This window comes from Janthinobacterium sp. YR213, assembly GCF_900099875.1.
Classification (GTDB): Bacteria; Pseudomonadota; Gammaproteobacteria; order Burkholderiales; family Burkholderiaceae_D; genus Janthinobacterium; species Janthinobacterium lividum.
In genome coordinates, this window is sequence record NZ_FNDA01000005.1 from 208684 (window position 1) to 232201 (window position 23518).

Genomic DNA, 23518 nt, shown 5'->3' on the forward strand with positions numbered 1-23518 from the left:
CGGCTGGCGCGCGTCGGGTAACATACGCCACCTTTGCCATACAGAGAACACTCGATGCTCCATTCCCGATACGCCCTGCCGTCGCTGCGCACGGCCGTGCTGGCCGCCGCGCTGGCCAACCTGTCCGCCTGTGCCAGTCCCCCCGCGCACGAAACGCTGTTCCTCGCCACCACCTTGACGGCCCCGCATTCCTTCACCAAGGGCATCGAAGGCCCGGCCGTGGATGCGGATGGCAATATCTATGCCGTCAACTTTGCGCGCCAGCAAACCATCGGCAAGGTCGGTCCCGGCGGCATGGGCGAGGTGTACCTGACCCTGCCCGGCACCAGCATCGCCAACGGCATCCGCTTCGGCAGCCGCGGGCAGATGTATTTGGCCGACTACATGGAACACACGATCTACCTGGTCGACCCGGCCACGCGCGCGCTGACCATCCACGCGCGCGAACCGCGCATGACGCAGCCTAACGACATCGCCATCACGGCCGATGATGTGCTGTATGCGAGCGACCCGAACTGGAAGGAAAACACGGGCCGCGTGTGGCGCATCGCGGCCGATGGCACGGTGACCCTGGCGCTCGACACCATGGGTACGGCCAACGGCATCGAGGTCAGCCCCGACGGCAAGATTTTGTATGTGAATGAAAGCGTGCAGCGCAATATCTGGATGTATGACATCGCAGCAGATGGCAGCCTGAGCGGCAAGCGCCTGCTGATCAAGTTCGACGATTTCGGCATGGATGGCATGCGCGTGGATGTCGATGGCAACCTGTACGTGACGCGCTATGGCAAGGGCAGCGTGGTGAAACTGTCGCCACAGGGGCGCATCCTGCGCGAAATCAGCGTGCCCGGCGCCAAACCCAGCAACATCACCTTCGGCGGCCCCGATGGCCGCACGGCGTACGTGACGGAAGTGGTGCAGGGACGGCTGCTGCAATTTCGCGTCGACCGCCCGGGGCTTGAGTGGCAGCGGGCACAGCAGCATAAGGCAAATGCGGCCAATGCGGCAGCGGCAGCCGCGCCACCGGCCGCAGCGGAGCAGGTCAGCGCGGAATGACGCGCTCCGCCTTCAGGCGCTCGAACAGGGCGATGAAGGCATCCTGCGTATCCTGGTAATCGAGAAAACCCGCCTTGCGGCTCTTGCCCATGTCCGTCATCACTTCCATCGGCCGCCCCAGGTCCGCATCCGTATGCCACCAGGAAGCGAGGCGGCTGATATCGGCTTCCACCAGGCCGTGCTGCTGCGCGATGGCGCGCCACTGCGCGGGCGCGTCCTGCATGCGCTCGGCCAGCGGCGCCATCGTCCCGGGCAAGTCCTCCGCCTCGACGCCAAAGTAGGCGGCCAGGCGCGGCCACAGCCACTTCCAGCGGAACACGTCGCCATTGACGATATTGAAGTCTTCGTTGCGCGCGGCGGGACTGTCGGCCGCCCACGCCAGGTGGCGCGCGATCTGGCCCGCGTCCGTCATGTCGGACAAGCCGTGCCATTGGGCGCTTGAACCGGGAAAGACGAAAGGCTGGCCGCCGGCCTTGCACAGGCTGGCATACACGGCCAGGGTGAGGCCCATGTTCATGGCATTGCCCAGCGCGTAGCCGATGATGGTGTGCGGGCGGTGCACGCTCCACGTAAAACCGTACTGCGCGGCCGCGTCGAACAGCCGGTCTTCCTGCTCATAGTAAAAATTGTCAACGTCCTGGCGGCCCTGCTCTTCACGGAACGGCGTGACAGGAACGCTGCCCTTGCCATAGGCATCGAACGGTCCCAGGTAATGCTTGAGACCCGTCACCAGCGCCGCATGGCGCAAGTGGCCAGTGGGGCCCAGGGCAGCCAGCACATTGGCCACCATGGCGCCATTGACGCGAATGTTTTCCTGCTCGTTTGCCTGGCGTGCCCAGGCCGTGAAAAAGACGTGGCTGGCGTCAAAGCCCGCTAGGGCGGCGGTGACGGCCGCGCCATCCGTGGCATCGAGCGGCAAGCATGCGCAGCCTGCGGGGACTGGCGTGCGGCCGCGCGAGACGCCCGTCACCTGCCAGCCCTGCGCCAGCAAGTGCGTGGCCAGGCTGCTGCCGATAACGCCGCTGGCGCCGATAATCAATGCGTGCTTGTTCATGCGTACTCCCCTGCCTGTGTAAAAAACCATGATATATCGGACAGAAATTCTTATCCGCGATAGTATTTCACCCTATTCGTGAATAAAATTCCTCAATCATGTTTTCATCGGAACATTTGAAGGGCATCACGCCCTTTCTCGCCACGGCGGATGCTGGCAGCTTTACGAGGGCGGCCGAGCACCTGCACCTGAGCAGTTCAGCCGTCAGCAAGAGCGTGGCGCGGCTGGAGGAGCGGCTGGGCGTGATCCTGTTCGAGCGCAGCACGCGCCGCCTGAAATTGAGCGAGGCGGGCCGCGCCTACTACGCCACCTGCAAGCGCGTGCTGCAGGAACTGGCCGATGCGGAAGACGTCCTGGCCGAACACGCGACGGAACTGGCGGGCAAGGTGCGCATCGGCGTGCCCGCCTCGTACGGCCGCCTGCGCGTCATGCCGGCGCTGCTGGCCCTGTGCGCGCAATATCCCGGGCTGCAGCCATCGATCGCCTTCAGCGACCGCTTCGTCGACCTGTTCGAGGAGCGCATCGATATCGCCGTGCGCATCGGCGCGCCATCGCACTGGCCCGCCGCGCTGGGCCAGATGCAGCTGGGGGCGGAACGCCTGATCCTGTGCGCGGCGCCCGCCTACCTGGCGCGGCGCGGCACGCCCGCCGCCATCGGAGAACTGGAGCGGCACGACTGCATCGCCTATGGCCGTGGCGACGGTTCGCCCATGCCGTGGCTGTTCCCGGATGAGGACAAGGGCGGCCAGCTGGAATACCGCGTGGCCGCGCCGCGCATGACGGTGGGCGACGCCGAGGCGCGCACCGCCGCCGTGCTGGCGGGCTTGGGCGTGGCGCAGCTGGCCACGTGGCTGGTGGAAGAACACCTGGCGTCAGGCGCCATCGTCACCGTGCTGCCGCAGCTGGCCACGCCAGGCCTGCCGTTGTATCTGGCATGGCCGCTGGCGCGCCAGTTGACGCCGAAGACGGGCACCCTGCTGCAGGAGTTGCGCCAGCGCCTGACGATCTGAGGATATGAGGACCTGAAGACGTAAAAAATCAGTACAGCACGTTCTTCGCTTCCGGCAGTTCGACATTGGCCTTGGTGACGATCACCACGCCCGTATTGACGAACGGCGCGACCTTCTTGCCTTCGATCAGGCTGACGAGGGTTTTCACGCCCAGCGCGCCCATCGAGTACGAGCCTTGCACGGCCGTCGCATACAGGGTGCCGTCCTTGACGAAGTTTTTCAGGTCTTCATTGCCGTCGAAGCCCACGGCGATCACCTTGCCAGCCTTGCCCGCCTGCGCGATGGCGCGGCCCATGCCCACGGCCGTCGGCTCATTGGCGCCGAAGATGCCCTTCAAGTCCGGATTCGAGGCCAGCACGTCGGTCGTCTGGTTCAGCGCCGTGGCCATCTGCGACTGCGAGTAATACGTGCCGACGATCTGCAGCTGCGAGTTCTTTTCGATATAGCGCTTGAAGCCGCCCACCCTGCCCGTTTCGGAACCGGCGCCCGCCACATACGACATCACGGCGATCTTGCCCGTCTTGCCGACCTGCGAAATGAGGGCCTTGGCGCTTTGCTCGCCGGCCGCCTCATTGTCGGTCGAGAGGAAGGACTGGTAATAGCGCTTGCCGCTGTCGGCCACCAGCGAATCGATCAGCACCACGGGAATCTTCGCTTCCCACGCCTTCTTCAGGGCAGGCACCAGCGCGTCCGGGTCGGACGCGGCCAGCACGATGCCGGCCACTTTGCGCGTGACGGCATTTTCCACCATGCTGACCTGGTCGGCGATGGCCGATTCCGAGGCCGGCCCCTGGAAGGTCAGGCTGTAGCCCTTGGCATCGGCGGCGCTGGCCGTGGCGCCCTTCTTGACGTTTTGCCAGTAGTTGGAATTGGTCGTCTTGACGATCACGGCGATTTCGCCCGGGGCGGCGAAGGCGGCGCTGGAGCTCAGGGCAAATACTGCGGTCGACAGACCGAACAGGATGGTGTTGAAGGCTTGGATGGTTTTCATTGTCGTCCTCATTTAATTATAGATTTATAGGTAAGACTGCGTTGCTGCACTGCCTCAGGCGCGGTTGCGCTTCTGATCGATCCAGACGGTCAGCAAGATGACCAGTCCGATAATGATTTGCTGGATAAAGCTCGATACCCCGTTCATGTTCAAGCCGTTGCGCAGGATGCCGATGACGAAGGAGCCGATGACGGTGCCGGAAATGGTGCCGATGCCGCCGATCAGCGAGGCGCCGCCGATCACGGCGCTGGCGATCGCATCGAGTTCGTACATCACACCCTCGTTCGGCTGCGCAGTCACCAGGCGCGACATCAGCACGCAGCCCGTCAGGCCCGACAAGGCCCCGGACAAGGTGTACACCAGCAGGGTCACGCGCCCCACCTTCACGCCCGACAGGCGCGCCGCTTCCGCATTCGAACCGACGGCATAGATATGCCGGCCAAAAGTGGTGCGGCTGAGCATGATGGACACGGCCACGGCGATCACCACCATCAGCACCACCGGATACGGAATGCCAGGGAAGACGACTTCGGGAAAAGTGCCGCCCGTGTCGCGCTCGATGCGCCACAGCACGCCGTTGCCCAGTTCGCCGAACGAGTCGCCGAGGCCGGAAATGGCGCGCGCGCCCGTCACCTGCAGCGCCAGGCCGCGTGCGATCAGCATCATGCCCAGGGTGGCGATAAAGGGAGGCAGTTTCAATTGGGTGATGCAAAAGCCGTTGACGGCGCCGCACATGGCGCCCACCACGACGCCGCCCAGCATGGCGAGCGGCACGGGCACGCCGCTCTTGACGAGCAACGCGGCGGCCACGCCGGCCAGCGCCAACACGGAGCCGGAACTCAGGTCGATGCCGCCCGTGATGATGACGCAGGTGGCGGCAATGCCCAGGTAGGCGATCGACGTCACCTGCAAGGCCACGCTCATGCCGTTGCTGACGGAGAAAAAGGCGTTGCTGGTCAGGGAAAACACCAGCAGCAACAGCGACAGGCTGCCCAGCGCGGCAAATTTTTGTATCAGTTCTTTATTCATTTTTTTAAGCTTTCTGTTTTTAATGGGCTGCCGCCTGGCCAGGTGCGGGACTGGCTACGCGCCCCGACGCCAGTTGCATGATCTCTTCCTGCGACGACTCGCGCGTATTGACGATGCCGCTGATGCGCCCTTCATGGAACACGGCCACCCGGTCCGTCATGCCCATGATCTCGGGCAGCTCGGACGTGATCAGCACCACGCCGATGCCTTCCGACGCGAGCTTGTCGAGCAGCTGGTAGATGGCGAACTTGGCGCCCACGTCGATGCCGCGCGTGGGTTCGTCGAAGAAGATGATTTTCGATTCGCGGTACAGCCATTTGCTGATGACGATCTTTTGCTGGTTGCCGCCCGAGAGGTTGCGCGCGACCTGTTTCGAGGTCGGCGTCTTGATGCCCAGCGCCGCGATGTACTGCTGCGCCACCGCCTCTTCCCTGGCGAAATCGATGAAGCCGAAACGGTTCGCCAGCCCCGAGACATTCGTCAGTGTCAGGTTGGCCGCCACCGACATGCGGATCGCCAGGCCGTGGCTCTTGCGGTCTTCCGACAGGTAGGCGATGCCGTGGCCGATGGCGTCGATGGGGCTGGCGATCGTCACCGCCATGTCGCCCAGGTGGATCGCGCCGCCGGTGAGGGGATCGGCGCCGAAGATGGCGCGCGCCACTTCCGTGCGCCCCGCGCCCATCAGGCCGGAAAAGCCGAGGATCTCTCCGCGCCGCAAATCAAAGCTCAGCGGGCCGAAGACATCCTTGCGGTGCAAATCGGTCACGCGCAGCAGCACGTCAGCGGTCGGCGTCGAGACGCGGTCGGGAAATTTTTCATCGAGGGTGCGGCCCACCATCTTGGCCACGATGGCATCCAGGGTGGTGGCGGCAAAATCGTCGGTGCAGACGAATTTCCCGTCGCGCAGCACCGTCACCCTGTCGATGATGTGCTGCATCTCTTCCAGGCGGTGCGAGATGTAGACCACGCTCACGCCGTTGCGCTTGAGTTCATTGATGATGTCGAACAGCTGGCCCGTCTCGCTTTCCGTCAGCGATGACGTGGGCTCGTCCATGATCAGCACTTCCGTATTGAGCGACAGGGCCTTGGCGATTTCCACCATCTGCTGCTGTGCGCACGACAGGTTCTTGACCAGCTGGCGCGGGTCGATGCGCAGTTTCAAACGGTCCAGCAGCGCCTGCGCGTCGGCACGCATTTTTTTGCGGTCGATGAAGATGCCGCGCACCGGTTCGCGCGCGAGGAAAATATTCTCCGCCACGCTCAGGTGCGGGATCAAATTCAATTCCTGGTGGATGATGGCGATGCCTGCCGCCTCTGCATCCACGCTGCAGGCAAAACTGCATACCTTGCCCTTGTAGACCAGTTCCCCCTCGTCGGCCTGGTACACGCCGCTCATCACCTTCATCAGGGTGGACTTGCCGGCGCCGTTTTCGCCGCACAGCGCATGCGCCTCGCCCTTGCGCAGGCTGAAACTGACATTGTCGAGCGCCAGCACGCCGGGAAAGCGCTTGCTGACCTTGTTCAGCGCCAGTATCTCTTCGGATTCATTCATGGTGTGTCTCCTCCACTCCACTGCCATAGGCCGGCGCGCCGATGTCTGAGCATCTTGGCGGCGCGCCGGTCTGCTACTTCATTAACTGTCGATCAGCTGCGGATTCCAGGCATGCACGGTCTGGTTCTGCTCACCAAGGCCGTTGATCCCCAGGCGCATGGTGTCGCCCGGCTTCAGGTACACGGCCGCGGGTTTCTGGCCCATGCCCACGCCCGGTGGCGTGCCGGTGCTGATGATGTCACCCGGGTACAGGGTCATGAAGCGGCTGATATAGCTGACCAGATTGGCCACGCCGAAGACCATCGTCCTGGTATTGCCGTCCTGCACACGCTTGCCGTTGACTTCCAGCCACAGGCCCAGGTTTTGCGGGTCCGCCACTTCGTCGGCGGTCACCAGCCAGGGGCCGATCGGGCCGAAGGTATCGCAGCCCTTGCCCTTGTCCCACTGGCCGCCGCGCTCCAGTTGATACTCGCGTTCGGACAAGTCATTGACGACGCAGTAGCCGGCCACGTGCGACAGCGCATCCGCTTCGCTCACATAGCGGGCGGTGGTGCCGATCACCACGCCCAGTTCCACTTCCCAGTCGCTTTTCTTCGAGTCCTGCGGCATCACCACGGCATCGTTGGCACCGATGATGGCGCTGGTGGCTTTCATGAACAGCACCGGTTCGGCCGGCACGGCCATGCCCGATTCGGCGGCATGGTCGGCATAGTTCAGACCCACGCACAAAAACTTGCCCACGCCTTTCCACGGCGGCGCGATGCGGCCGGGATGGTCCACCACCGGCAGGCTGGCGATATCGATGGCGGCCAGGGTCGCCAGGCCATCCTTGCCCAGGGTCGCGCCGGTAATGTCGGACAGCACGCCGGAGAGGTCGCGCACGGCGCCGTCAGCATCGATCAAGGCAGGTTTTTCAGCGCCCTTGGCGCCATAACGCATCAGTTTCATGGGGTTCTCTCGTTGTAGTGATTAATTTGACCAGCCACCGTCGATCACATGGACCATGCCGGTGGTAAAGGCGGATTCGTCGGAAGCCAGATAGACGGCCAGGGCGGCGATTTCCTCTGCCCTGCCCACTCTTCCCATCGGCTGGCGTGCCACGAAAGCGGCTTGCACTTCATCGACGCTCACGCCCGTCGCTGCCGCCTGCGCGGCAATGCGTTCCTTCAGCGAAGGCGACTCGATGGTGCCGGGGCAGATCGCATTGCAGCGGATGCCGCGCGTGACAAAGTCCGCCGCCACCGATTTCGTCATGCCCACCACGGCCGCCTTCGAGGTACCGTAGATAAAGCGGTTCGGCGCGCCCTTCACGCTGGACGCCACGGACGACATATTGACGATGGAGCCGGCGCCCCTGGCCAGCATGCCGGGCAGCACGGCGCGCATCAGCCGGTACATGGAGCGCGCGTTGATGTCGAAGGAACGGTCCCAGGCCGCATCGTCGCAGTCGAGGATGGTGCCGCCGTCGACGAAGCCGGCGCAGTTGAACAGGATATCGACGGAGCCGATCTCGTCGGCCAGCGCGGCGATCGCCGCGCCATCGGTCACGTCGAGCCGGCGGATGGCGCAACCAGTCGCCTCCTTCAGCGCGTCGAGCTGGGACTGGTTGATATCGGTGGCGATCACGGTGGCGCCTTCGCGCACGAACGCTTCGGCCGTGGCGCGGCCGATGCCCTGGCCGGCGGCGGTGAGCAGGGCGATTTTGCCTTGTAGTCTGGCGGTCATGTTGTCTCCTTTGTTTTATATTTATTACCCCAACACCTGAACTGCCGGGGTCAGACCCTCAGGGTCTGACCCCAGTCTTCGCTTTGGGATCTACGACTAATCCATATGAAAAACCTGTTCCATCATCGCCCAGTGCTCCCCCTCGGCGCGCGAGGCCAGCGGCTGCTGGCACGGGGCGCAAAAGGTCCACCAGCGCCGCGTTTCGGGGTCGGCGGCGATGGCCGCCATGTCGGCTTCGAAGTCCTCGCCGTGGTATTCCCAGTAACCGAACAGCAGGTTTTCCGGCTGGCGCAGGAAGATCGAATAATTGCTGACATGCGCGGCTGCCAGTTTGGCCAGCACCTGCGGCCAGACGGCGGCGTGCAGGGTTTTGTATTCGGCGATACGCTCCGGCGCGATGCCGATGACCATGCCCATTCTTTTCATGGCGTTTCCTCGTTGATACCGTAAAAGCGCAGTGCGTTGAGGCCGAAGATATCGTTCCTGTCCGCTTGCCCCAGATGCGCCAGCAGCGCTTCGCTGGCGGCCAGCCACGCCGCATAGCCGCGGGCCAGGTCCACCACGGGCCAGTCGCTGCCCCACATCACGCGCCGAGGGCCGAATACTTGCAGCACATGTGCTGCATAGGGACGCAAATCGTCCACGCACCAGCCGGGCCGCGCTTCCGTCACCAGTCCGGACAGCTTGCAATGCACGTTCGGCAGCGCGGCCAGCTGCGCCAGGTCTTCGCGCCAGGTGCCGAAGGCCGCATCGGCTATCGGCGGCTTGGCCGCATGGTCGATCACGATGGGAAGCCGCGGATAGTCGCGCGCGCATTGCAGCAGCGCGGGCAGGTGGCGCGGCAGCACCAGCGCGTCCAGCCGCAAACCGTGTTCCACCATGGCGTTCAAAGCTGGCGCCAGCGCGGGATCGGCGATCCATGCATCGTCATCGAGATCCTGCAGCATGGGACGCAAGCCTTTGAGCTTGCCGTGCGACGCCAGGCGGGCGATATTGGCCGGCGCGTCGGGCGCCCGCAGCTCCGTCCAGCCCACGACGGCGCGGATAAAGCTGCTTTCTTCGGAGAGCGCCAGCAGCCCGTGCGTATCGTCTTCGGACGGCAGCGACTGCACCAGCACTGTGCCGGCGATGCCGTGCGCAGCCAGCAGGGGCGCCAGGTCGGCGGGCGCAAAATCGCGGTGGATGGCGGCCAGGGATGGCGGCGGCCAGCTGCCGGCACGCGCGGCCAGCTGCCAGAAGTGCTGGTGGGCGTCGATGCGCATCATGCGGCCACTCCCGCAGGCAGCGGCGCGCGCGCATCGAGCAAGTCCGCGTCCCGCAGCGCCAGCCACAGGGCGTCAGGCAGCGGCGTGGCGAACCAGTCCAGATTTTGCCGCAGCTGCGCCAGGTCCTGGCCGCCCGGGATGCAGGAAGCGACGGCGGGATGGGCGAGCGGAAACTGCAGCGCGGCAGCTTGCAAGGGCACGCCAAAGTCACGGCAGACGGCGTCCAGGCGCGCCACGCGCTTGAGTATCGCGGCCGGCGCATCGGCGTAATTGAATTTGCCGTTCCCGGCCAGCACGCCCGAGTTGAACGGGCCGCCGATCACGATGGCGTTGCCGCGCCCCACGCAGGCGTCCAGCAATGGCGACAGCGAGGCCTGTTCCAGCAAGGTGTAGCGGCCGGCCAGCAGGGTGCAATCGAGGTCGAATTCCACCATCGCGCGCAGCACGATCTCGCATTCGTTGACACCGAGGCCCACGGCTTTCACTTGGCCGCTGGCGCGCAGTTCATCGAGGGCGCGAAAGCCGCCGCCGGACGTTAGCTGGCGCCAGTAGTGCTGATCGCGTTCGCCATGCGTGGCCTTGCCGATATCGTGCACGAACAGGATGTCGATGCGATCGAGCCCCAGCCGCTGCAGGCTGTCGTCGTGCGAACGCAGCACGCCGTCATACGTGTAGTCGTAATGGGGGCGGAACGGCAGCGGCGCGGCAAAACCGTCATCGCCTGGGCGCACGGAGGCGTCGGGCCGCATCAACCGTCCCACCTTGGTGCTGACAACAAAATGATCGCGGGGCCGCCCGCGCAGCGCAGCGCCGAGACGGTGTTCGGACCGGGTGTAGCCGTAGAACGGCGCCGTGTCGAAGAAACGCACGCCGGCATCCCAGGCGCCATCGAGGGTGGCGCGCGCCTGCGCGTCGCTGACCGGCTGGTACAGGCCGCCCAGCGGCGCGCAGCCCATGCCGATGCAGGGCAGCGAGAGGCCGCCGCGCGGCAAGGTACGGCGTCGCGTGGTATCCATGACATCCATCGCCGTGGCCCTCATGCTGCGCGCAGCGGGAAGCAGCCTGGCCCCACCGCCTCGAATTGTTTATAGGTCAGCACGAATTCCTGGTGGCCCAGGTCTTCCGAGCGGCTCAGTGCTCCATTGGCCACGTTCAGCACGGCGGCGACGATCTCCGCACCCACTTCTTCCAGCGTGGCCTCGCCCGTGAGGATCTTGCCGGCATTGATATCCATGTCGTCGGCCAGGCGCTCGAAGGTCTGCGGATTGGCGCACACCTTGATGACGGGCGAAATCGCCGAACCGACCACGGAGCCGCGGCCCGTCGTGAACAAGGTGATGTGGGCGCCGCAGGAAATGAGTTCGACGATTTCCGCGTTGTCCGACACGTTAGGGAAACCGAAGCGCGGCTCGCCGTCCGGCACCACGTCGAGCAGGTACAGGCCGCCGCCGGCCGGCTGATCGCCCGGTTTCAGAATGCCGACGATGGGCGAGGAACCGCTCTTGGCGTAGGCGCCCAGCGACTTTTCTTCCTGCGTGGTGAGGCCGCCATCGGCATTCCCCGGCGAGAAGCTGCCATGGCCCATGATGGTGTAGTAGCGGGCCGCCTTGGCCACGGTGTCGACGATGGCGTTGCCCAGGTCCGGGCTGACGGCGCGCCGCTGCATGTGGTATTCGCAGCCGACCAGTTCACCCGTCTCCTCGAAGATGCAGGGGCTGCCGGCCGCGATCAGCGTGTCGAACGCCACGCCGACGGCCGGGTTGGCGCTGATGCCGCTGGTGCTGTCAGAGCCGCCGCAGATGGTGGCCACCACCAGTTCATCGATCCCCATCGGCACGCGCTCCTGCTGCGCCAGGTGCTCGAGGGCCCAGCTGATCCACTCGACGCCGCTGCTCACGCTGGGGCGCGTGCCGCTGTTTTCCTGGATGGTAATCGTATGCACGGGGCGGTCGCTGTCAGCCACGGCGCTGGAGAGGCCATATTTGTTGAAGCCCTCGCAGCCCAGGGACACCAGCAGCACGGCGCCCACGTTCGGATGCGTCAGCAGGCGGCGCATCACCTGGTCCGCGTATTCATTGGGGAAGCAGCCAGTAAAGCCGATCAGGTGCACGGGCTGGCCGGGAAAGGCGTTGACCATCAGGCGCGCCACGTGGTGCGCGCATTCGACCATATAGGCCACCACCACGATATTGCGGATGCCCTTGCGGCCATCGGCGCGCAGATAGCCCGACAGGGCAGGTGTCGTTACGGGAGCGTTCATGCTTGGTCGTCCTTGTCCAGGAAATGGTGGCCGTCCTGGCCCAGGGTAAACGTGGGGATGTAATCGCTTGCCAGGTTGTGGGTGTGGATATGCTCACCGATGGCGACGGGGGCCGTGATGCTGCCGATCAGGGCGCCGTAGCGCAGCACCTTGTCGCCCACGGCCAGCGCGCGGCGCGCCACCTTGTGGCCGATGTGGATGTTTTGCGCCAGGGTGACGGGCAAGCCATCGATGGCGACGACGTCGCCGCAGGCCAATGCCGTCCTGGCGATCAGGCAGTTATCCTCGGGCGACATCAGCAGCAGGCTGGCAGGCTGGGAAGCGAGGCTCATGGCGCACCCTCCCCGGCAAGGATGGCTAGGCGCCCGGCTGGCTCAGTTTTTCGCGCGTGCCGATCGAGGACAGCATGGTGCGGCGCGAGGAATCCAGGTGCGAGCGCATGCCCTCGAGCGCCTTCGGTATGTCGTGCTCCGCCAACGCGCGCAGGATCGCCAGGTGCTCCTGCACCGCGTACTGGTTGCGGCCTTTTTCCTCGCCCTTGTCCCACTGGTAGTGGTAGTGGAAGACAAACGAGACGATATCGTAGAAGCCCTGCGCGAAGCGGTTGTTCAGCAAGCCGATCAGAAAGGTGTGGAACTCGCGATCCAGCGCCGGAAAGGCATTGTGGCGCGTGTCGATCCTGGCCGCCAGCTTCTCGTGCTGCTTGATCAGCCGCGCCAGTTCCGCATACGCCGGATCGCCGTGCGGCAGGTGCGCAAACTGCTCCACGGCCGCCATCTCGAACATGCGCCGCATGTCCGCCAGTTCGGTGGCGAACGAGCGGTCGAACGCGCACAGGCGCCAGCCGCCGCGCGGTTTCTTTTCGATCAGGCCGAAGCGCGAAAAGCCGATCAGGAATTCGCGCACGCTGACGGTACTGGCGCCCGCCTCGCGCGCCAGCTCCGCTTCCGAGAATTCCGCGCCGGGCGGCATATCGCGCTGGTACACGCGTTCCATCAGCACTTGCTGGATGCGCTCCGCCCCCGACTGCAATTCGGAGATATCGAAGTAGTCGCCCGGTATGGGCTTCCTCAGCAAGCGCCGGTCCGCCGGGCTGGCGATCAGCCGCCGCGTCGACAGGTAGGCGATCGCGCTGCGGATCGCCGTGCGGCTGCCCTGGCAGATGGTGGTCAGGAACTGCTCCGTCGGCAGCATCTCGCCCACTGCGGCATTCTCGGCAAGAAATTGCAACAGCAGATTGGTACTGCGCTTGAAGACGGTGGCGGGTTTGGACATGGATGAATGAACGCGCTATGCCAGCGAAGGGGAAAGTGGATGAGTGGGCCATTTTAGTCGATATCGGATTGGATCGGCATGCCGAAAAAGAAACAACTGCGTTGACCGGGGCGTTCATGGCAGCGCTCCCGGCGCCAGCATGGCGCGCAGGCGCGGCTGCGCCAGGGAGGGACAGAGCTGCCGCGCCAGCGATGCCACGGGCGCCATGCGGCGCGCGATCTTGCCGGCGTGGTGCTGAGCGATGTCGGCCAGGCGGTGCGCGAGGAAGGGGTTGCCGAAGCGCTCCCTGACCTGCGCCACGTAGGCCAGCGCGGCGTCCCCGTGCTGCGCCCCCATGGCGGCAAACACGGGCAGCACTTCCTCGTGCCATACCGCTTCCAGCGCGGCGCGCATGGCGCCGTCGTCCATTGCCTCGCGCACCGTCATGCCGGCCGGGCTGCCCCGCTCCATCCACAGCTGCGCCAGATAGGTGTGGCCCAGGTTGAGCAAGAACAGCTTGCGCTGTTCATATTCGCGCAGGCTGCCCGTCACCACCAATTGCGGGTGGCGGCACGGCAGCAGCATGCCTTCCTGCGCCTCGATGGCCCACAGGGCATAGGGCTCGGCCACCGCGCCTATCGGTTCGATCGGTTCGGAAACGATGCGGTCGACCAGGGAATTGATCCACAGGCAGCCCGTTTCCAGGTAGCCGATGAACGCGGCAGCGCAACGCCACTGCCGCGCCAATGTCACGATCACCTGGCGCAGTACATGGCCGTTGTCGGCCACCAGTTCGCACGGAAAAATCGAGATGGGCGCGGCGCCGGCCAGGAAGCGCCCGTGCAGCAGCACCAGCAGCTTGGCGGGAAAGCTGGCGGGAACGGCCGCGCCGTCGAGCATGCCGGCGTGGTCGGCGTCATCGAGCTTGTAGCCCGTGTCGCCCGTATTCGAGATGATCACGCGCGCGGCCACGGCCGCATCGCGCACCTGCCGCCAGTCGCTGCCGGCTTGCCACGCCTGCGTGACGGCGTCGGCACGGCGCTCTTCATCGACTTGCGCGCCGTCCTGCCAGCCGCGGATGCGCACGGGGTAGCCGTCGCTGCGGCGAAACGCCGCCACCCTCGCCGCGCCCTGCGCGCTGTGCGTGGTCTGTACGATGGTGATATTGCCCAGCGCCTCGCCTGTCTTGGCCGCTTCGCTGACGAACAGGTCGGCGTGCGCCTGCAGGAAGCGGCTGGTGCCAAATTGAAGTATCGGGTTGATGTCGCTCATCTCAGACCTCGACGATGGCCTTGATGACGCCCGCTTCCGGCTGCATCCAGCGATCGAGCACGCCGGTAAATTCGTCGAGCGTGGTGCGGTGGGTATTGAGCAGCGCGGTGGGTACCTTCCCCGCCTTCATGGCCGCCACCACTTCCTCGAAATCGTCGACGGTGGCGTTGCGGCTGCCCAGCAAGGTCGTTTCGCGCTTGTGGAATTCAGGGTCGGAAAAGGACAGGCGGTCGCGCACGATGGACACCAGCACATAGGACCCGCCATGGGCGACAAAGTCCAGGCCCCGCTCCATGGCGGCGATATTGCCGGTGGCGTCAAACACCACGTCGAAGAATTCGCCGCCGGTGGCGTCCAGCAGCTGCTCCTTGTCGCCCTCGCCCAGCGCCACCGTGCGGGCGATGCCCAGCGCGTCGCGGCAGAACTGCAGACGGTCGGCGCGGCCATCGAGCACCGTCACGTCGGCGCCCTTCAACAATGCGAACAGCATCACGGCCATGCCGATCGGGCCGGCGCCGACCACCAGCACGCGCTTGCCGGCATCGACCGCGCCGCGCTTGACGGCGTGCGCGCCGATGGCGAGAAATTCGATCATGGCCGCGTCGTCGAGCGAGATGCCCTCCGTCTTGAAGACAAAGCGCTCTGGCAGCGCCAGGTATTCGGTCATGCCGCCGTCGCGGTGCACGCCCAGCACTTCGATGCGGGTGCAGCAGTTGGTCTTGCCTTGGCGGCAGGCCACGCAGCTGCCGCACGACAGGTAGGGCATCACGTAGACCTGGTCGCCCACGGCCAGGCGCGAGCCGGCTGGCGCGCTGTCGATATGGCCGGACAGTTCATGCCCCATCACGCGCGGGTAGCTGAGGAAAGGCTGGGTGCCGCGGAAGATATGCATGTCGGTGCCGCAGATGCCGACGCGGCGTATGCGCAGCAGCACTTCACCCTCGCCGGGCACGGGCACGGGGCGCTGCTCCATGCGCAAACTGCCGGGCGTATCGCAAACGATACTTTTCATCATGGTCGTCCCTCTCGCCGCCCGGATCTTGTCGGTGGCATATTATATTTAACGTACAAACCAACTGTGAAAAAAATCCGTCTGCGCGGATTGTCTTTCCAGTCCTGCCAAGGGCGCTTCTTGCTGCGCCGCACAACGATCCATTCGTCATTCCATGTGGCTCGAACGCGCCGTTCATGCTGCAGTCGTCGTCGGTTTTATAAATATACCGTACAAAAAAATGAAGGTCAACGGATTCTTTTATCGGCTTTTTCAGTTCCTCTGCTACATTTCTGCTTGACCCTGACGTCACGTCAGGCGCCATCGTGGTTGCACGCACTAGAGACAAGGAGAAGGCGATGCTGTTGAAAATCGGGGAACTGGCCAGGCTCACGGGCCTGACCGTCCGCACCCTGCACCACTACGACAGCATCGGCCTGCTCTCGCCTTCGGCGCGCACGCAAGCTGGCTACCGCCTGTACCAGCACGGCGACATGGACCGGCTGCACCGGATCATGGCGCTGCGCAAGTTCGGGCTGTCGCTGGCCGATATCGCCAACGCCCTCGCCGGCCCGGATCTTCCTTTGCATACCATCGTGGCGCAGCAGATCGCCATGCTGGAACACCAGATCGCGCAGGCTTCCACCTTGCGCGAACGCCTGTGCAGCTTGCAGGCGCAACTGGTGCAGGGACAGGCGCCGGAACTGGCCGAGTGGCTCACCACTATGGAGTTGATGACCATGTACGACAAATACTTTAGTCACGAAGAACTGCAACAACTGCCGCTGCTGTCCGATGCGGCCGTGGAAGAGGAATGGAAAGCACTGGTGGCGCGGGTGCGCGCCGCCATGGAGGCAGGCGCCAGCCCCGGCGATGCGCCGGCGCAGGCGCTGGCCACGGAATGGATGGTCAAGCTGGTGCGCGACACGGGCGCCCATCCGGGCCTGTTCGCCCGCCTGAACGACATGCACGCGCAGGAGCCAATGATGCAGGCCACGACCAGCATCGATGCGCAACTGATGCAGTTCATCCTCGCCGCCTTCAATGCCTCGCGCATGGCGCTGTACCGGCCTTTCCTCGACGAGCAGGAATACGCGTACTTACTCGCAAACTACGGCAAGCGTTCGGGCGAATGGCCGGCCCTGATCGCCGCCGTGCGCGCCGCCATGGATGCGCGCACGCCGCCCACCGATCCGGCCGTGCTGCAACTGGCGCGGCAGTGGCTGGAACTGTTCCGCTCGTATGCAGGCACGGACCCGGCCACGCAGCTGAAATTCCGCCAGGCGCACCAGCAGGAACCGCGTCTGATGGAAGGCAGCTTTGTCGACGCGACCATGCTGCAATACCTGGGCGCGGCGATGGCCGTGGTGGCGCAGGAGCGGCCCGCCAAATAAGTTGACGTGTGGCATCTCGTGGGCGGGGCCATGTAGAATCGGCCTTCGCCCACGAGAGGAAAAACCGATGCGCCGCTTTCTGTTTGCTTGCCTGACCCTGCCCGCCCTGCATGCCGCCATGGCTGCCGAGCCGCCCGTGCAAGGCGTGTGGCAAGGCACCGTGGGCAAGGCCAGTATCGTGGCCTGCTTCAACCAGCCCAGCCCCACGCAAGGGTCTGATCGCAGCGGCAATTATTACTACACCCGCTACAAGACGCCAATCATGCTGTCCAAGCCGAACGGCAAGGCGCTGTGGCAGGAACTCAACGCCAAGGGCGACACGACGGGCACCTGGTCCCTGAATGCCCCGCAAGACGGCAAGGTCACCGGCACATGGACGGACCCGCAAAGCGGCAAGACCCTGCCCGTGGCCTTGACCCTGCTGGAAGCGGCGGGCGACCGCGAACACCCATCCTGCGCCAGCGATGCCTACAACCTGGCGCTGGAAGCGTTTCCCGGCACCAAGGTGAGCAAACCGATTGCCTTCGAAGGCAAGCAATACCGCAACCTGCAAGTGGGCGACACCATCACCGTGGAATTGATCGCGCCCGGTGATGGCGTGACAAAAATCAATGCGCAGCTGCGCGCCGTGCTGGCAAAAAACAAGAAAGACCTGGCCGACTTCTATGCCACTCGCCGCGAATACCTGGGCCGCAACGGTTTCACGACGGAAGACGAAGTGTATGCGGAGCCCACCTACTGGTCGCCACGATGGGTAACGGTCAAATTCTACCGCTGGGCTGCCGGTTATGGCGCCAACGGCATTTCCATCAAATTCCGTACCTGGGACGTGAAAACGGGCCAGGAAACGGACGTGTGGAACTGGTTTGGCGCCAGCGCCAGCGATGGCGACGACAAGGCCGAATTGCCGGACCGTTTGCGCCAGGCCCTCTTCAAGAATGTGACGATCGATGCCGAGTGCAAGGGCACGGATTACGACGGCCGTGGCCGCTTCCACCTGTCATTGAAACCCGAAGGCGTGTCCTTCTGGGAAGACTCGAACGGTAGCGGCTGTGAAAACGATTTTTTACTGCCGTACAGCAAGGTCGGCCCCTTCCTCACCGTCAAGGGCCGCGCCGCACTCAGCGATCTGCTGCCGAAGCACTAAGCATAGTAGCTGTCATCGAGCAGCATGTCCTCGAAGAAAGCGCCATACGGCAAGGTCGGATGGCGCAGATGGATTTCCAGTATCCAGCGCATCGGTGACGGTGAAAAATCCGCGTCGGCCAGCGCGCCAGCGTAGATCGTCGCGTGCGGGAAATCCGACACGCGGTGGCCGCCCAGGTCAAAGTTCAATTCCCAGCCCAGCTTGCGCGCTTCCTCTTCTGCGTAGGCATACAGGGCTTGCCCCGTCAGCCTGTCGCGCTGCCACACGGCGCGCACCTGGTGGAACAGGCATTCCGCATCGCGCGCGCAGCGGGCATAGTCCGCCTGCTGTTCGCTGGCGCCCACCGTAAACGTGGCGCCGCCATCGCCTTCCCACGCCTGCACACGCGGTGCGATATCGAGGAAGAAAATATCGCTCTCTTGCAGGATCACGCCGGGCTCGGAGGCGCGTTTCATCGGTTTCGTGGTATTGCGCCCGAAGCGCACGCGGGTGGGGTGCCAGCTCAGCGCAAGCCCCATGTCCAGCAACACCTGCTTCGCCATGGCGACGGCGTCTTCTTCCAGCATGCCGGGGCGGATGCGCGCGGCGATGGCGGCAATCGCCTCGCGCGTCTTGCGGCGCGCCAGCAGCATGCCGTCCTCGGTATAGGCGGGGCCGACCCGCTCGGCGTCCAGTGTGGTGTGCATGTTTGACCTTCCTCAAGGGCGCGGCCGAAGTGGCGCGCCAGCAGGAAAAGTATAGATTTACGCCCGGCACAGCGGGGGGGCTGGCTGCCGCGCTTTCCGGACAGCATGGCGGGGATTCCTGCCATGCGCGATGTCAGGCTTGCCGGTAACTGGAGAAATGTTGCCGGTATTGCTTGGCCGATACGCCCAGGCGCCGCAGGAATACCGTGCGCAACTGGTCGGCCGTGCCGAAGCCGCAGCGCCAGGCGACGGTTTTCAGCGGATCGCTACTCGCTTCGAGCAGGGCGCGCGCCGCATCGAGCCGGGCGCTTTCGATGAACTGGGCTGGCGTCACACCCAGCTCGCGCACGAAGACGCGGGCAAAGTTGCGCGGACTCATGGCCACCAGCCGCGCCAGGGTGTCCACGTCGAGCGCTTCGCCCAAGTGCGCCAGCACGTATTGCTGCGCCTGCGCCACGGGAGAAGCCGCATCCACCACGGGCGTCAGATACGGACTGAACTGCGACTGCCCGCCCTGGCGCTGCGTGTACACCACCAGGCGGCGCGCCACCTGCAGCGCCAGCTGCGCCCCGCCCACCCCGCCTGCTTCGGCCAGCAAGGAGAGCGACAGGTCGATGCCTGCCGTCACGCCAGCCGAGCTGACCAGATTGCCGTCATGCACATAGATGCTGTCCGCATCGACCTGCGCCAGCGGAAAACGCGCGGCCAGCGCGGCCGCATCGTTCCAGTGCGTGGCCACTTTTTTACCATCGAGCAAGCCCGCATGGCCCAGCAAAAACGCGCCATTGCAGATGGAACCGTGGCGGCGCGCCTTGCCGGCCGCACTGGCCAGCCAGGCGCTCAGGTCCGCGTCAACCGGTTGCGCCGGCAAGCCGGGGCCGCCCGCCACCAGCAACAGGTCATAGGCGTCGTGCGCCTGCGCATAATGCCGGTGCGCGGCCAGGCATAAGCCGTTGGAGCAGCGCAGCAAGCCTTCCTGCGTGCCCAGCACCTCGATCCGGTATTGCCGTTCTGGCGGCAGAAAGCTGTTCGCCTCGGCAAACACGTCCATGGGTCCGCTGACGTCGAGCGCCTGCACGCCGGGAAAGATCAGGATGGCGATCGTTGGCATGGCTCAACCCCGCGCCACGGCAGCCACTTGCTGCGCCACCATCTCCGCCGTGGCCGCCGCCAGGGTCCAGCCCAGGTGGCCGTGGCCCGTGTTGTAGTACACGCCCGGCGCCTTGCCCGGCCCCACTTTCGGCAGCATGTCCGGCAGCATGGGACGCAAGCCCGCCCAAGGGACCACCTTGCGCGTATTGATACTAGGAAAGCACTGCTCCACCCACTGCAGCAGTGGCCGGATGCGGTCGGCGCGGATATCGTGGTTGATGCCGTTGAATTCGGCCGTGCCCGCCACTCTGAGCCGGTCTTCGCCCAGGCGGCTGCTGACCAGCTTGGTGGCATCGTCGAGCAGGCTGACGCACGGCGCCGCCGCGCGGCTGGCAAGGTCATCGAGCTGCACGGTAATCGAGTACCCTTTCACGGGATACACATTCACATGGTCGCCCAGCGATGCCGCCAAGGTGCGGCTGGCCGTGCCCGCGCAAATCACGACGGCGTCGAACAGGGTGCTGTCCTCGCCCACGCCGTCTCCCACGCTAATGCGCACCTTGCCGTGTTCGCGCGCCAGCGCCGTGACCTCTGCACCGTAGCGGCAAGCCACGCCACGGCGCACGCAGGCGTCGGCCAGGCCGCTGGTGAATTTGTGGATGTCGCCCGTGGAATCGCTGTCCGTGTAATAGCCGCCGTAAAACTCGCCCTGCAAGGTCGGCTCGATGGCGCGCATTTCCTGCCGCGTGACGGCGCGCCGCTGCAAGCCGCCCTGCGCCAGCAGGCGCGACACGCCTGCCGCCCGCTCGAAGCCGGCACGCTCCCGGTACACATGCAGGATGCCGGCGCGGCGGTGATCGAAAGCTATATTTTCCTCTTTCGCCCACGCAAACAAATGTTCGCGCGCGGCGATCGCCATGCGCGCCGTGGCGATGGTGTTGCGCTCGTAGGCGGGCATGGCGGCAAGAAACTCCGCAAACCAGCTCAGCTTGTGCCAGCTGGGCCATGGATGCAGCAGCAGCGGCGCATCGCGCCGCGCCATCCATTTCAAGGCGTTGAGTATTGTTGCCTTGTGATTCCACACTTCCGCATGCGAGGCCGACAATTGCCCGCCGTTCGCGTATGACGTTTCCATGGCGGCATAGCGGTGGCGCTCGATCAGGGTCACGTCCACGCCCCGTTTCGCCAGCGCATACGCCGTCGTCACGCCCGTGACGCCTCCGCCCAGCACGGCCACGCGGCTCATTGCGGCAACACCTTGTGCACGACCGTGTCACCCGCCTGCAACACGTGCCCATCCGCTGCCAGCACATCCATGCGGCGCACAGGCAAGCCTGAACCGCGTTGCAGCAAGGTGGAATGCGCCTCACCCGCCTCGAACAAGTGCGCCTCGCTCCACTGGCGCAAGCCTACGACGACGGGAAACAGGGCCAGCCCCTTTTGCGTCAGCACGTATTCCTGGTACGCCGTGCCGTCCGAGGCGGGGGCAACCGTAAAGATGCCCTCTTCCACCAGGGTGTGCAGGCGGTCGGCCAGGATGTTCTTCGCCACGCCCAGGCTTTTCTGGAATTCGCCAAAGCGGCGCATGCCGTCGAAGGCGTCGCGCACGATCAGGAGCGACCAGCGCTCGCCGATCGCGTCGAGCGCGCGCGCCACGGGACAGGGGTCGGTTTTCAGGCTCTTGCGCTTGGCCACGGGCATTCTCCAGGATTAACTGGTTGCATTTTAAAACTTCTCGACGTAGACTCCAACTAGTTTTAATTTGAAACCACTTACATACAAGCCCATGCGCGATACCAACCCACCCATCACGACAGCACTTCCCTCTTCCCTCGTCTGGCTGTTTGCCACGGCGGCCGGCCTCAGCGTGGCCAATGTGTATTACGCCCAGCCTTTACTCGCCACCCTGGCGCACGAATTCGGCATGACGGACGCTGCCAGCGGCATGGTCGTCACGGCCACGCAGCTCGGCTGCGCGCTGGCCCTGCTCTTGCTGGTGCCGCTGGGCGACATGCTGAACCGGCGCCGGCTGACCCTGTTCCAGCTGGGTTTGCTGGCGATGACCTTGGCGGCGCTGGGCTGCGCCCGTTCCACGGCCGGTTTGCTGGGCGGCATGCTGCTGGTGGGTCTGCTGGGCACGGCCATGACGCAGGGCTTGATCGCCTATGCGGCCAGCGCGGCAGCCAGCCATGAGCGGGGCAGAGTCGTCGGCATGGCGCAGGGCGGCGTGGTGATCGGCTTGCTGCTGGCGCGCACCCTGTCCGGCGTAGTGGCCGATCTCGCCGACTGGCGCGCCGTGTATTTTGTTTCGGCGGCCATCGCTTGCGCCCTGCTGTTGCTGCTGTGGCGCAAGCTGCCGCCGGCGCAGCCGGCCAATCGACGGCTGGGGTACGATGCCCTGCTCGCCTCGATGCTGGACATGCTGCTGCACCACAAGGTGCTGCGCGTAAGGGGCATGCTGGCCCTGCTGATGTTTGCCGTCTTCAATATTTTCTGGAGCGCCCTGGTGCTGCCGTTGACGGCGCAAGGCTATTCGCATGCGGCCATCGGCGCGTTTGGCCTGGTGGGCGTGATCGGCGCGCTGGGCGCGGCGCGCGCCGGGGCGCTGGCCGACGGCGGACGTGCGCAATGGACGACGGGGGCGGCCCTGTTGCTGCTGCTGGCCGCATGGCTGCCGCTGAGCTTTGCGGGCGCGGCCCTGTGGCCCCTGGTCGTCGGCATCATCGCGCTGGACCTGGCGGGCCAGGCCATCCACGTGACGAACCAGAGCCTGATTTTCAAGCAGGACAGCGATGCGCACAGCCGCCTGGTGGCGTGCTACATGCTGTTTTATGCGGTGGGAAGCGGACTCGGTGCGATTGCCGCCACCAGCGTGTATGCGCTGGCGGGCTGGCATGGGGTATGCGCGCTGGGCGCGGCGGTCAGCTTGCTCGCCCTGCTGTTCTGGCGGCTGACCTTGCCTGCTGAAAAAGCTTAGTTCAGCATGGCCGCGGTAGAACCATGGCGGTAGGTTTTCAAGGCATCCGGCTGGATCTGGATCAGCGAACCGCTGACTTTAATCAAATGCAAGTCCGTCAGCTGGTGCAGCACGCGCGACAGGGTGGCGGGCGCCAGGTTCAAAAACGATGCCAGTAAACTTTTCTTCAGGTCCAGCTTGACCTCGTTCGAACGCTGCTGGTCCGACGCCTGCAGCAGGTACTCAACCACGCGCTGGGTGGCGTTCTGCACGGAGCAGCGCTCCACGTTGCGGATAAAACCCATCAGGTGGTGCGACAGGCTGTTCATCATCTGGCGCGCAATGCGTGGCGACTGGTCCAGCAGGCGCAGCAGCGCGTGCGGCGGGATGCGCAGCAGCAGGCAGTGCTCGAGCGCTTCGGCGCAGAACGGATACGGTTCATCGAGGAAAATCATGGCTTCGCCGAAACTCTGGCCCGGACGGATCAGTTCCAGTACCTTGTCCGTGCCTTCCATGGAAAACACGCTCAGCTTGACGAGGCCGAAGACCACCACATAGGCGCCTTCCGCCACTTCGCCCTTGCGGAACAGCACTTTGCCTTTTTCCACTTCGACGCGCACGACATCCTGGCGCAATTGCTCTAATTGCGAAGGGGAAATATGGCGGAACAGAGCCTGGCTCGATAGCAAGCCATCGACGTTGACCTTATGCATGACACTCTCTTATTAGATTAGCGAATGACTAAGAGTGTAATGCGCAGGCACGGTCAAGGCCATACGTCAAA

The 23518-nt window shown here is 64.8% G+C and carries 24 protein-coding genes; 5 read left to right on the forward strand and 19 right to left on the reverse strand.

The annotated features are described in order from the left end of the window. Positions 1-54: 54 nt before the first annotated feature. Complete coding sequence (locus BLT98_RS21960) at positions 55-1056, forward strand: SMP-30/gluconolactonase/LRE family protein (protein WP_244517634.1); 1002 nt, start codon at positions 55-57, stop codon at positions 1054-1056. Here the strand turns inward: BLT98_RS21960 and BLT98_RS21965 are convergent. Beyond that, a complete protein-coding gene (locus BLT98_RS21965) occupies positions 1043-2110 on the reverse strand; it encodes an SDR family oxidoreductase (RefSeq protein WP_092611482.1) in 1068 nt (355 codons plus the stop codon). The two genes, BLT98_RS21960 and BLT98_RS21965, sit on opposite strands and share 14 nt — an antisense overlap. A 98-nt stretch (positions 2111-2208) precedes the next feature. Here BLT98_RS21965 and BLT98_RS21970 point away from each other — a divergent pair, with 98 nt between their 5' ends. Then, positions 2209-3120, forward strand: a complete 912-nt coding sequence (locus BLT98_RS21970; protein WP_092611484.1) for a LysR family transcriptional regulator — start codon at positions 2209-2211, stop codon at positions 3118-3120. Positions 3121-3148: 28 nt separating this feature from the next. Here the strand turns inward: BLT98_RS21970 and BLT98_RS21975 are convergent, their stop codons facing one another. The 13 genes from BLT98_RS21975 to BLT98_RS22035 form a co-directional block, all read right to left on the reverse strand. Continuing rightward, positions 3149-4111 (reverse strand): ABC transporter substrate-binding protein, encoded by a 963-nt coding sequence (locus BLT98_RS21975; RefSeq protein ID WP_070257550.1) that lies wholly within the window; start codon positions 4109-4111, stop codon positions 3149-3151. Positions 4112-4165: 54 nt separating this feature from the next. Continuing rightward, positions 4166-5140, reverse strand: coding sequence for an ABC transporter permease (locus BLT98_RS21980; RefSeq protein WP_052140093.1), 975 nt, complete (start codon positions 5138-5140; stop codon positions 4166-4168). A 19-nt stretch (positions 5141-5159) separates the two neighbouring features. After that, positions 5160-6692, reverse strand: a complete 1533-nt coding sequence (locus BLT98_RS21985) for a sugar ABC transporter ATP-binding protein (protein WP_244517636.1) — start codon at positions 6690-6692, stop codon at positions 5160-5162. Positions 6693-6773: 81 nt separating this feature from the next. Beyond that, on the reverse strand, positions 6774-7640 hold the full coding sequence (locus BLT98_RS21990) for a fumarylacetoacetate hydrolase family protein (protein WP_092611488.1): 867 nt from the start codon (positions 7638-7640) through the stop codon (positions 6774-6776). Between the two features lie 21 nt (positions 7641-7661). Next, positions 7662-8417 carry an SDR family oxidoreductase gene (locus BLT98_RS21995; protein ID WP_092611490.1) on the reverse strand — a complete coding sequence of 252 codons (756 nt, stop codon included), beginning with the start codon at positions 8415-8417 and terminating at the stop codon, positions 7662-7664. 96 nt (positions 8418-8513) lie between these two features. Next, on the reverse strand, positions 8514-8843 hold the full coding sequence (locus BLT98_RS22000; protein ID WP_092611492.1) for an L-rhamnose mutarotase: 330 nt from the start codon (positions 8841-8843) through the stop codon (positions 8514-8516). Further along, positions 8840-9682 carry an amidohydrolase family protein gene (locus tag BLT98_RS22005; protein WP_211615066.1) on the reverse strand — a complete coding sequence of 281 codons (843 nt, stop codon included), beginning with the start codon at positions 9680-9682 and terminating at the stop codon, positions 8840-8842. Before BLT98_RS22005 ends, BLT98_RS22000 begins: the two co-directional genes overlap by 4 nt. Beyond that, positions 9679-10707: an aldo/keto reductase gene (locus tag BLT98_RS22010; protein ID WP_170846464.1), complete on the reverse strand. Its 1029-nt coding sequence runs from the start codon at positions 10705-10707 to the stop codon at positions 9679-9681. Before BLT98_RS22010 ends, BLT98_RS22005 begins: the two co-directional genes overlap by 4 nt. A gap of 11 nt (positions 10708-10718) precedes the next feature. Beyond that, positions 10719-11942, reverse strand: a complete 1224-nt coding sequence (locus BLT98_RS22015) for a UxaA family hydrolase (protein WP_034781960.1) — start codon at positions 11940-11942, stop codon at positions 10719-10721. Continuing rightward, positions 11939-12274 carry a UxaA family hydrolase gene (locus BLT98_RS22020; protein ID WP_034781958.1) on the reverse strand — a complete coding sequence of 112 codons (336 nt, stop codon included), beginning with the start codon at positions 12272-12274 and terminating at the stop codon, positions 11939-11941. Before BLT98_RS22020 ends, BLT98_RS22015 begins: the two co-directional genes overlap by 4 nt. Before the next feature lie 25 nt (positions 12275-12299). After that, the gene (locus tag BLT98_RS22025) at positions 12300-13217 is read right to left on the reverse strand and encodes a GntR family transcriptional regulator (RefSeq protein WP_034781954.1); all 918 of its coding nucleotides are present in this window, start codon (positions 13215-13217) and stop codon (positions 12300-12302) included. Positions 13218-13331: 114 nt separating this feature from the next. Continuing rightward, positions 13332-14468, reverse strand: a complete 1137-nt coding sequence (locus tag BLT98_RS22030) for a mannitol dehydrogenase family protein (protein WP_092611496.1) — start codon at positions 14466-14468, stop codon at positions 13332-13334. Position 14469: 1 nt separating this feature from the next. Further along, complete coding sequence (locus BLT98_RS22035) at positions 14470-15480, reverse strand: zinc-binding alcohol dehydrogenase family protein (RefSeq protein ID WP_092612025.1); 1011 nt, start codon at positions 15478-15480, stop codon at positions 14470-14472. Between the two features lie 338 nt (positions 15481-15818). Here BLT98_RS22035 and BLT98_RS22040 point away from each other — a divergent pair, with 338 nt between their 5' ends. Beyond that, entirely contained in the window at positions 15819-16853 is a 1035-nt protein-coding gene (locus tag BLT98_RS22040; RefSeq protein ID WP_092611498.1) for a MerR family transcriptional regulator, read from the forward strand. A 67-nt stretch (positions 16854-16920) separates the two neighbouring features. Beyond that, positions 16921-18000: a hypothetical protein gene (locus BLT98_RS22045; protein WP_092611500.1), complete on the forward strand. Its 1080-nt coding sequence runs from the start codon at positions 16921-16923 to the stop codon at positions 17998-18000. Here the strand turns inward: BLT98_RS22045 and BLT98_RS22050 are convergent. From BLT98_RS22050 to BLT98_RS22065, 4 genes are all read right to left on the reverse strand, one after another. Further along, positions 17997-18686, reverse strand: a complete 690-nt coding sequence (locus BLT98_RS22050; protein WP_034781944.1) for a M24 family metallopeptidase — start codon at positions 18684-18686, stop codon at positions 17997-17999. The genes BLT98_RS22045 and BLT98_RS22050 overlap by 4 nt on opposite strands. A gap of 133 nt (positions 18687-18819) precedes the next feature. Further along, positions 18820-19797, reverse strand: coding sequence for a GlxA family transcriptional regulator (locus BLT98_RS22055; RefSeq protein ID WP_092611502.1), 978 nt, complete (start codon positions 19795-19797; stop codon positions 18820-18822). 3 nt (positions 19798-19800) lie between these two features. Next, entirely contained in the window at positions 19801-21024 is a 1224-nt protein-coding gene (locus BLT98_RS22060) for a D-amino acid dehydrogenase (RefSeq protein ID WP_092611504.1), read from the reverse strand. Continuing rightward, positions 21021-21473, reverse strand: coding sequence for a winged helix-turn-helix transcriptional regulator (locus tag BLT98_RS22065; protein WP_092612028.1), 453 nt, complete (start codon positions 21471-21473; stop codon positions 21021-21023). The genes BLT98_RS22060 and BLT98_RS22065 overlap by 4 nt, the downstream gene beginning before the upstream one ends. A gap of 91 nt (positions 21474-21564) precedes the next feature. Here BLT98_RS22065 and BLT98_RS22070 point away from each other — a divergent pair, with 91 nt between their 5' ends. Continuing rightward, positions 21565-22755 carry an MFS transporter gene (locus tag BLT98_RS22070; protein WP_092611507.1) on the forward strand — a complete coding sequence of 397 codons (1191 nt, stop codon included), beginning with the start codon at positions 21565-21567 and terminating at the stop codon, positions 22753-22755. Here the strand turns inward: BLT98_RS22070 and BLT98_RS22075 are convergent. Then, on the reverse strand, positions 22752-23447 hold the full coding sequence (locus BLT98_RS22075) for a Crp/Fnr family transcriptional regulator (protein WP_034781930.1): 696 nt from the start codon (positions 23445-23447) through the stop codon (positions 22752-22754). The genes BLT98_RS22070 and BLT98_RS22075 overlap by 4 nt on opposite strands. Positions 23448-23518: the final 71 nt, after the last annotated feature.

Coding starts and splice junctions, on each gene's coding strand:
- BLT98_RS21960 (WP_244517634.1), top strand. CDS start 55: ATGCTCCATTCCCGATACGCCCTGCCGTCGCTGCGCACGGCCGTGCTG.
- BLT98_RS21965 (WP_092611482.1), bottom strand. CDS start 2,110: ATGAACAAGCACGCATTGATTATCGGCGCCAGCGGCGTTATCGGCAGC.
- BLT98_RS21970 (WP_092611484.1), top strand. CDS start 2,209: ATGTTTTCATCGGAACATTTGAAGGGCATCACGCCCTTTCTCGCCACG.
- BLT98_RS21975 (WP_070257550.1), bottom strand. CDS start 4,111: ATGAAAACCATCCAAGCCTTCAACACCATCCTGTTCGGTCTGTCGACC.
- BLT98_RS21980 (WP_052140093.1), bottom strand. CDS start 5,140: ATGAATAAAGAACTGATACAAAAATTTGCCGCGCTGGGCAGCCTGTCG.
- BLT98_RS21985 (WP_244517636.1), bottom strand. CDS start 6,692: ATGAATGAATCCGAAGAGATACTGGCGCTGAACAAGGTCAGCAAGCGC.
- BLT98_RS21990 (WP_092611488.1), bottom strand. CDS start 7,640: ATGAAACTGATGCGTTATGGCGCCAAGGGCGCTGAAAAACCTGCCTTG.
- BLT98_RS21995 (WP_092611490.1), bottom strand. CDS start 8,417: ATGACCGCCAGACTACAAGGCAAAATCGCCCTGCTCACCGCCGCCGGC.
- BLT98_RS22000 (WP_092611492.1), bottom strand. CDS start 8,843: ATGAAAAGAATGGGCATGGTCATCGGCATCGCGCCGGAGCGTATCGCC.
- BLT98_RS22005 (WP_211615066.1), bottom strand. CDS start 9,682: ATGATGCGCATCGACGCCCACCAGCACTTCTGGCAGCTGGCCGCGCGT.
- BLT98_RS22010 (WP_170846464.1), bottom strand. CDS start 10,707: ATGGATGTCATGGATACCACGCGACGCCGTACCTTGCCGCGCGGCGGC.
- BLT98_RS22015 (WP_034781960.1), bottom strand. CDS start 11,942: ATGAACGCTCCCGTAACGACACCTGCCCTGTCGGGCTATCTGCGCGCC.
- BLT98_RS22020 (WP_034781958.1), bottom strand. CDS start 12,274: ATGAGCCTCGCTTCCCAGCCTGCCAGCCTGCTGCTGATGTCGCCCGAG.
- BLT98_RS22025 (WP_034781954.1), bottom strand. CDS start 13,217: ATGTCCAAACCCGCCACCGTCTTCAAGCGCAGTACCAATCTGCTGTTG.
- BLT98_RS22030 (WP_092611496.1), bottom strand. CDS start 14,468: ATGAGCGACATCAACCCGATACTTCAATTTGGCACCAGCCGCTTCCTG.
- BLT98_RS22035 (WP_092612025.1), bottom strand. CDS start 15,480: ATGAAAAGTATCGTTTGCGATACGCCCGGCAGTTTGCGCATGGAGCAG.
- BLT98_RS22040 (WP_092611498.1), top strand. CDS start 15,819: ATGCTGTTGAAAATCGGGGAACTGGCCAGGCTCACGGGCCTGACCGTC.
- BLT98_RS22045 (WP_092611500.1), top strand. CDS start 16,921: ATGCGCCGCTTTCTGTTTGCTTGCCTGACCCTGCCCGCCCTGCATGCC.
- BLT98_RS22050 (WP_034781944.1), bottom strand. CDS start 18,686: ATGCACACCACACTGGACGCCGAGCGGGTCGGCCCCGCCTATACCGAG.
- BLT98_RS22055 (WP_092611502.1), bottom strand. CDS start 19,797: ATGCCAACGATCGCCATCCTGATCTTTCCCGGCGTGCAGGCGCTCGAC.
- BLT98_RS22060 (WP_092611504.1), bottom strand. CDS start 21,024: ATGAGCCGCGTGGCCGTGCTGGGCGGAGGCGTCACGGGCGTGACGACG.
- BLT98_RS22070 (WP_092611507.1), top strand. CDS start 21,565: ATGCGCGATACCAACCCACCCATCACGACAGCACTTCCCTCTTCCCTC.
- BLT98_RS22075 (WP_034781930.1), bottom strand. CDS start 23,447: ATGCATAAGGTCAACGTCGATGGCTTGCTATCGAGCCAGGCTCTGTTC.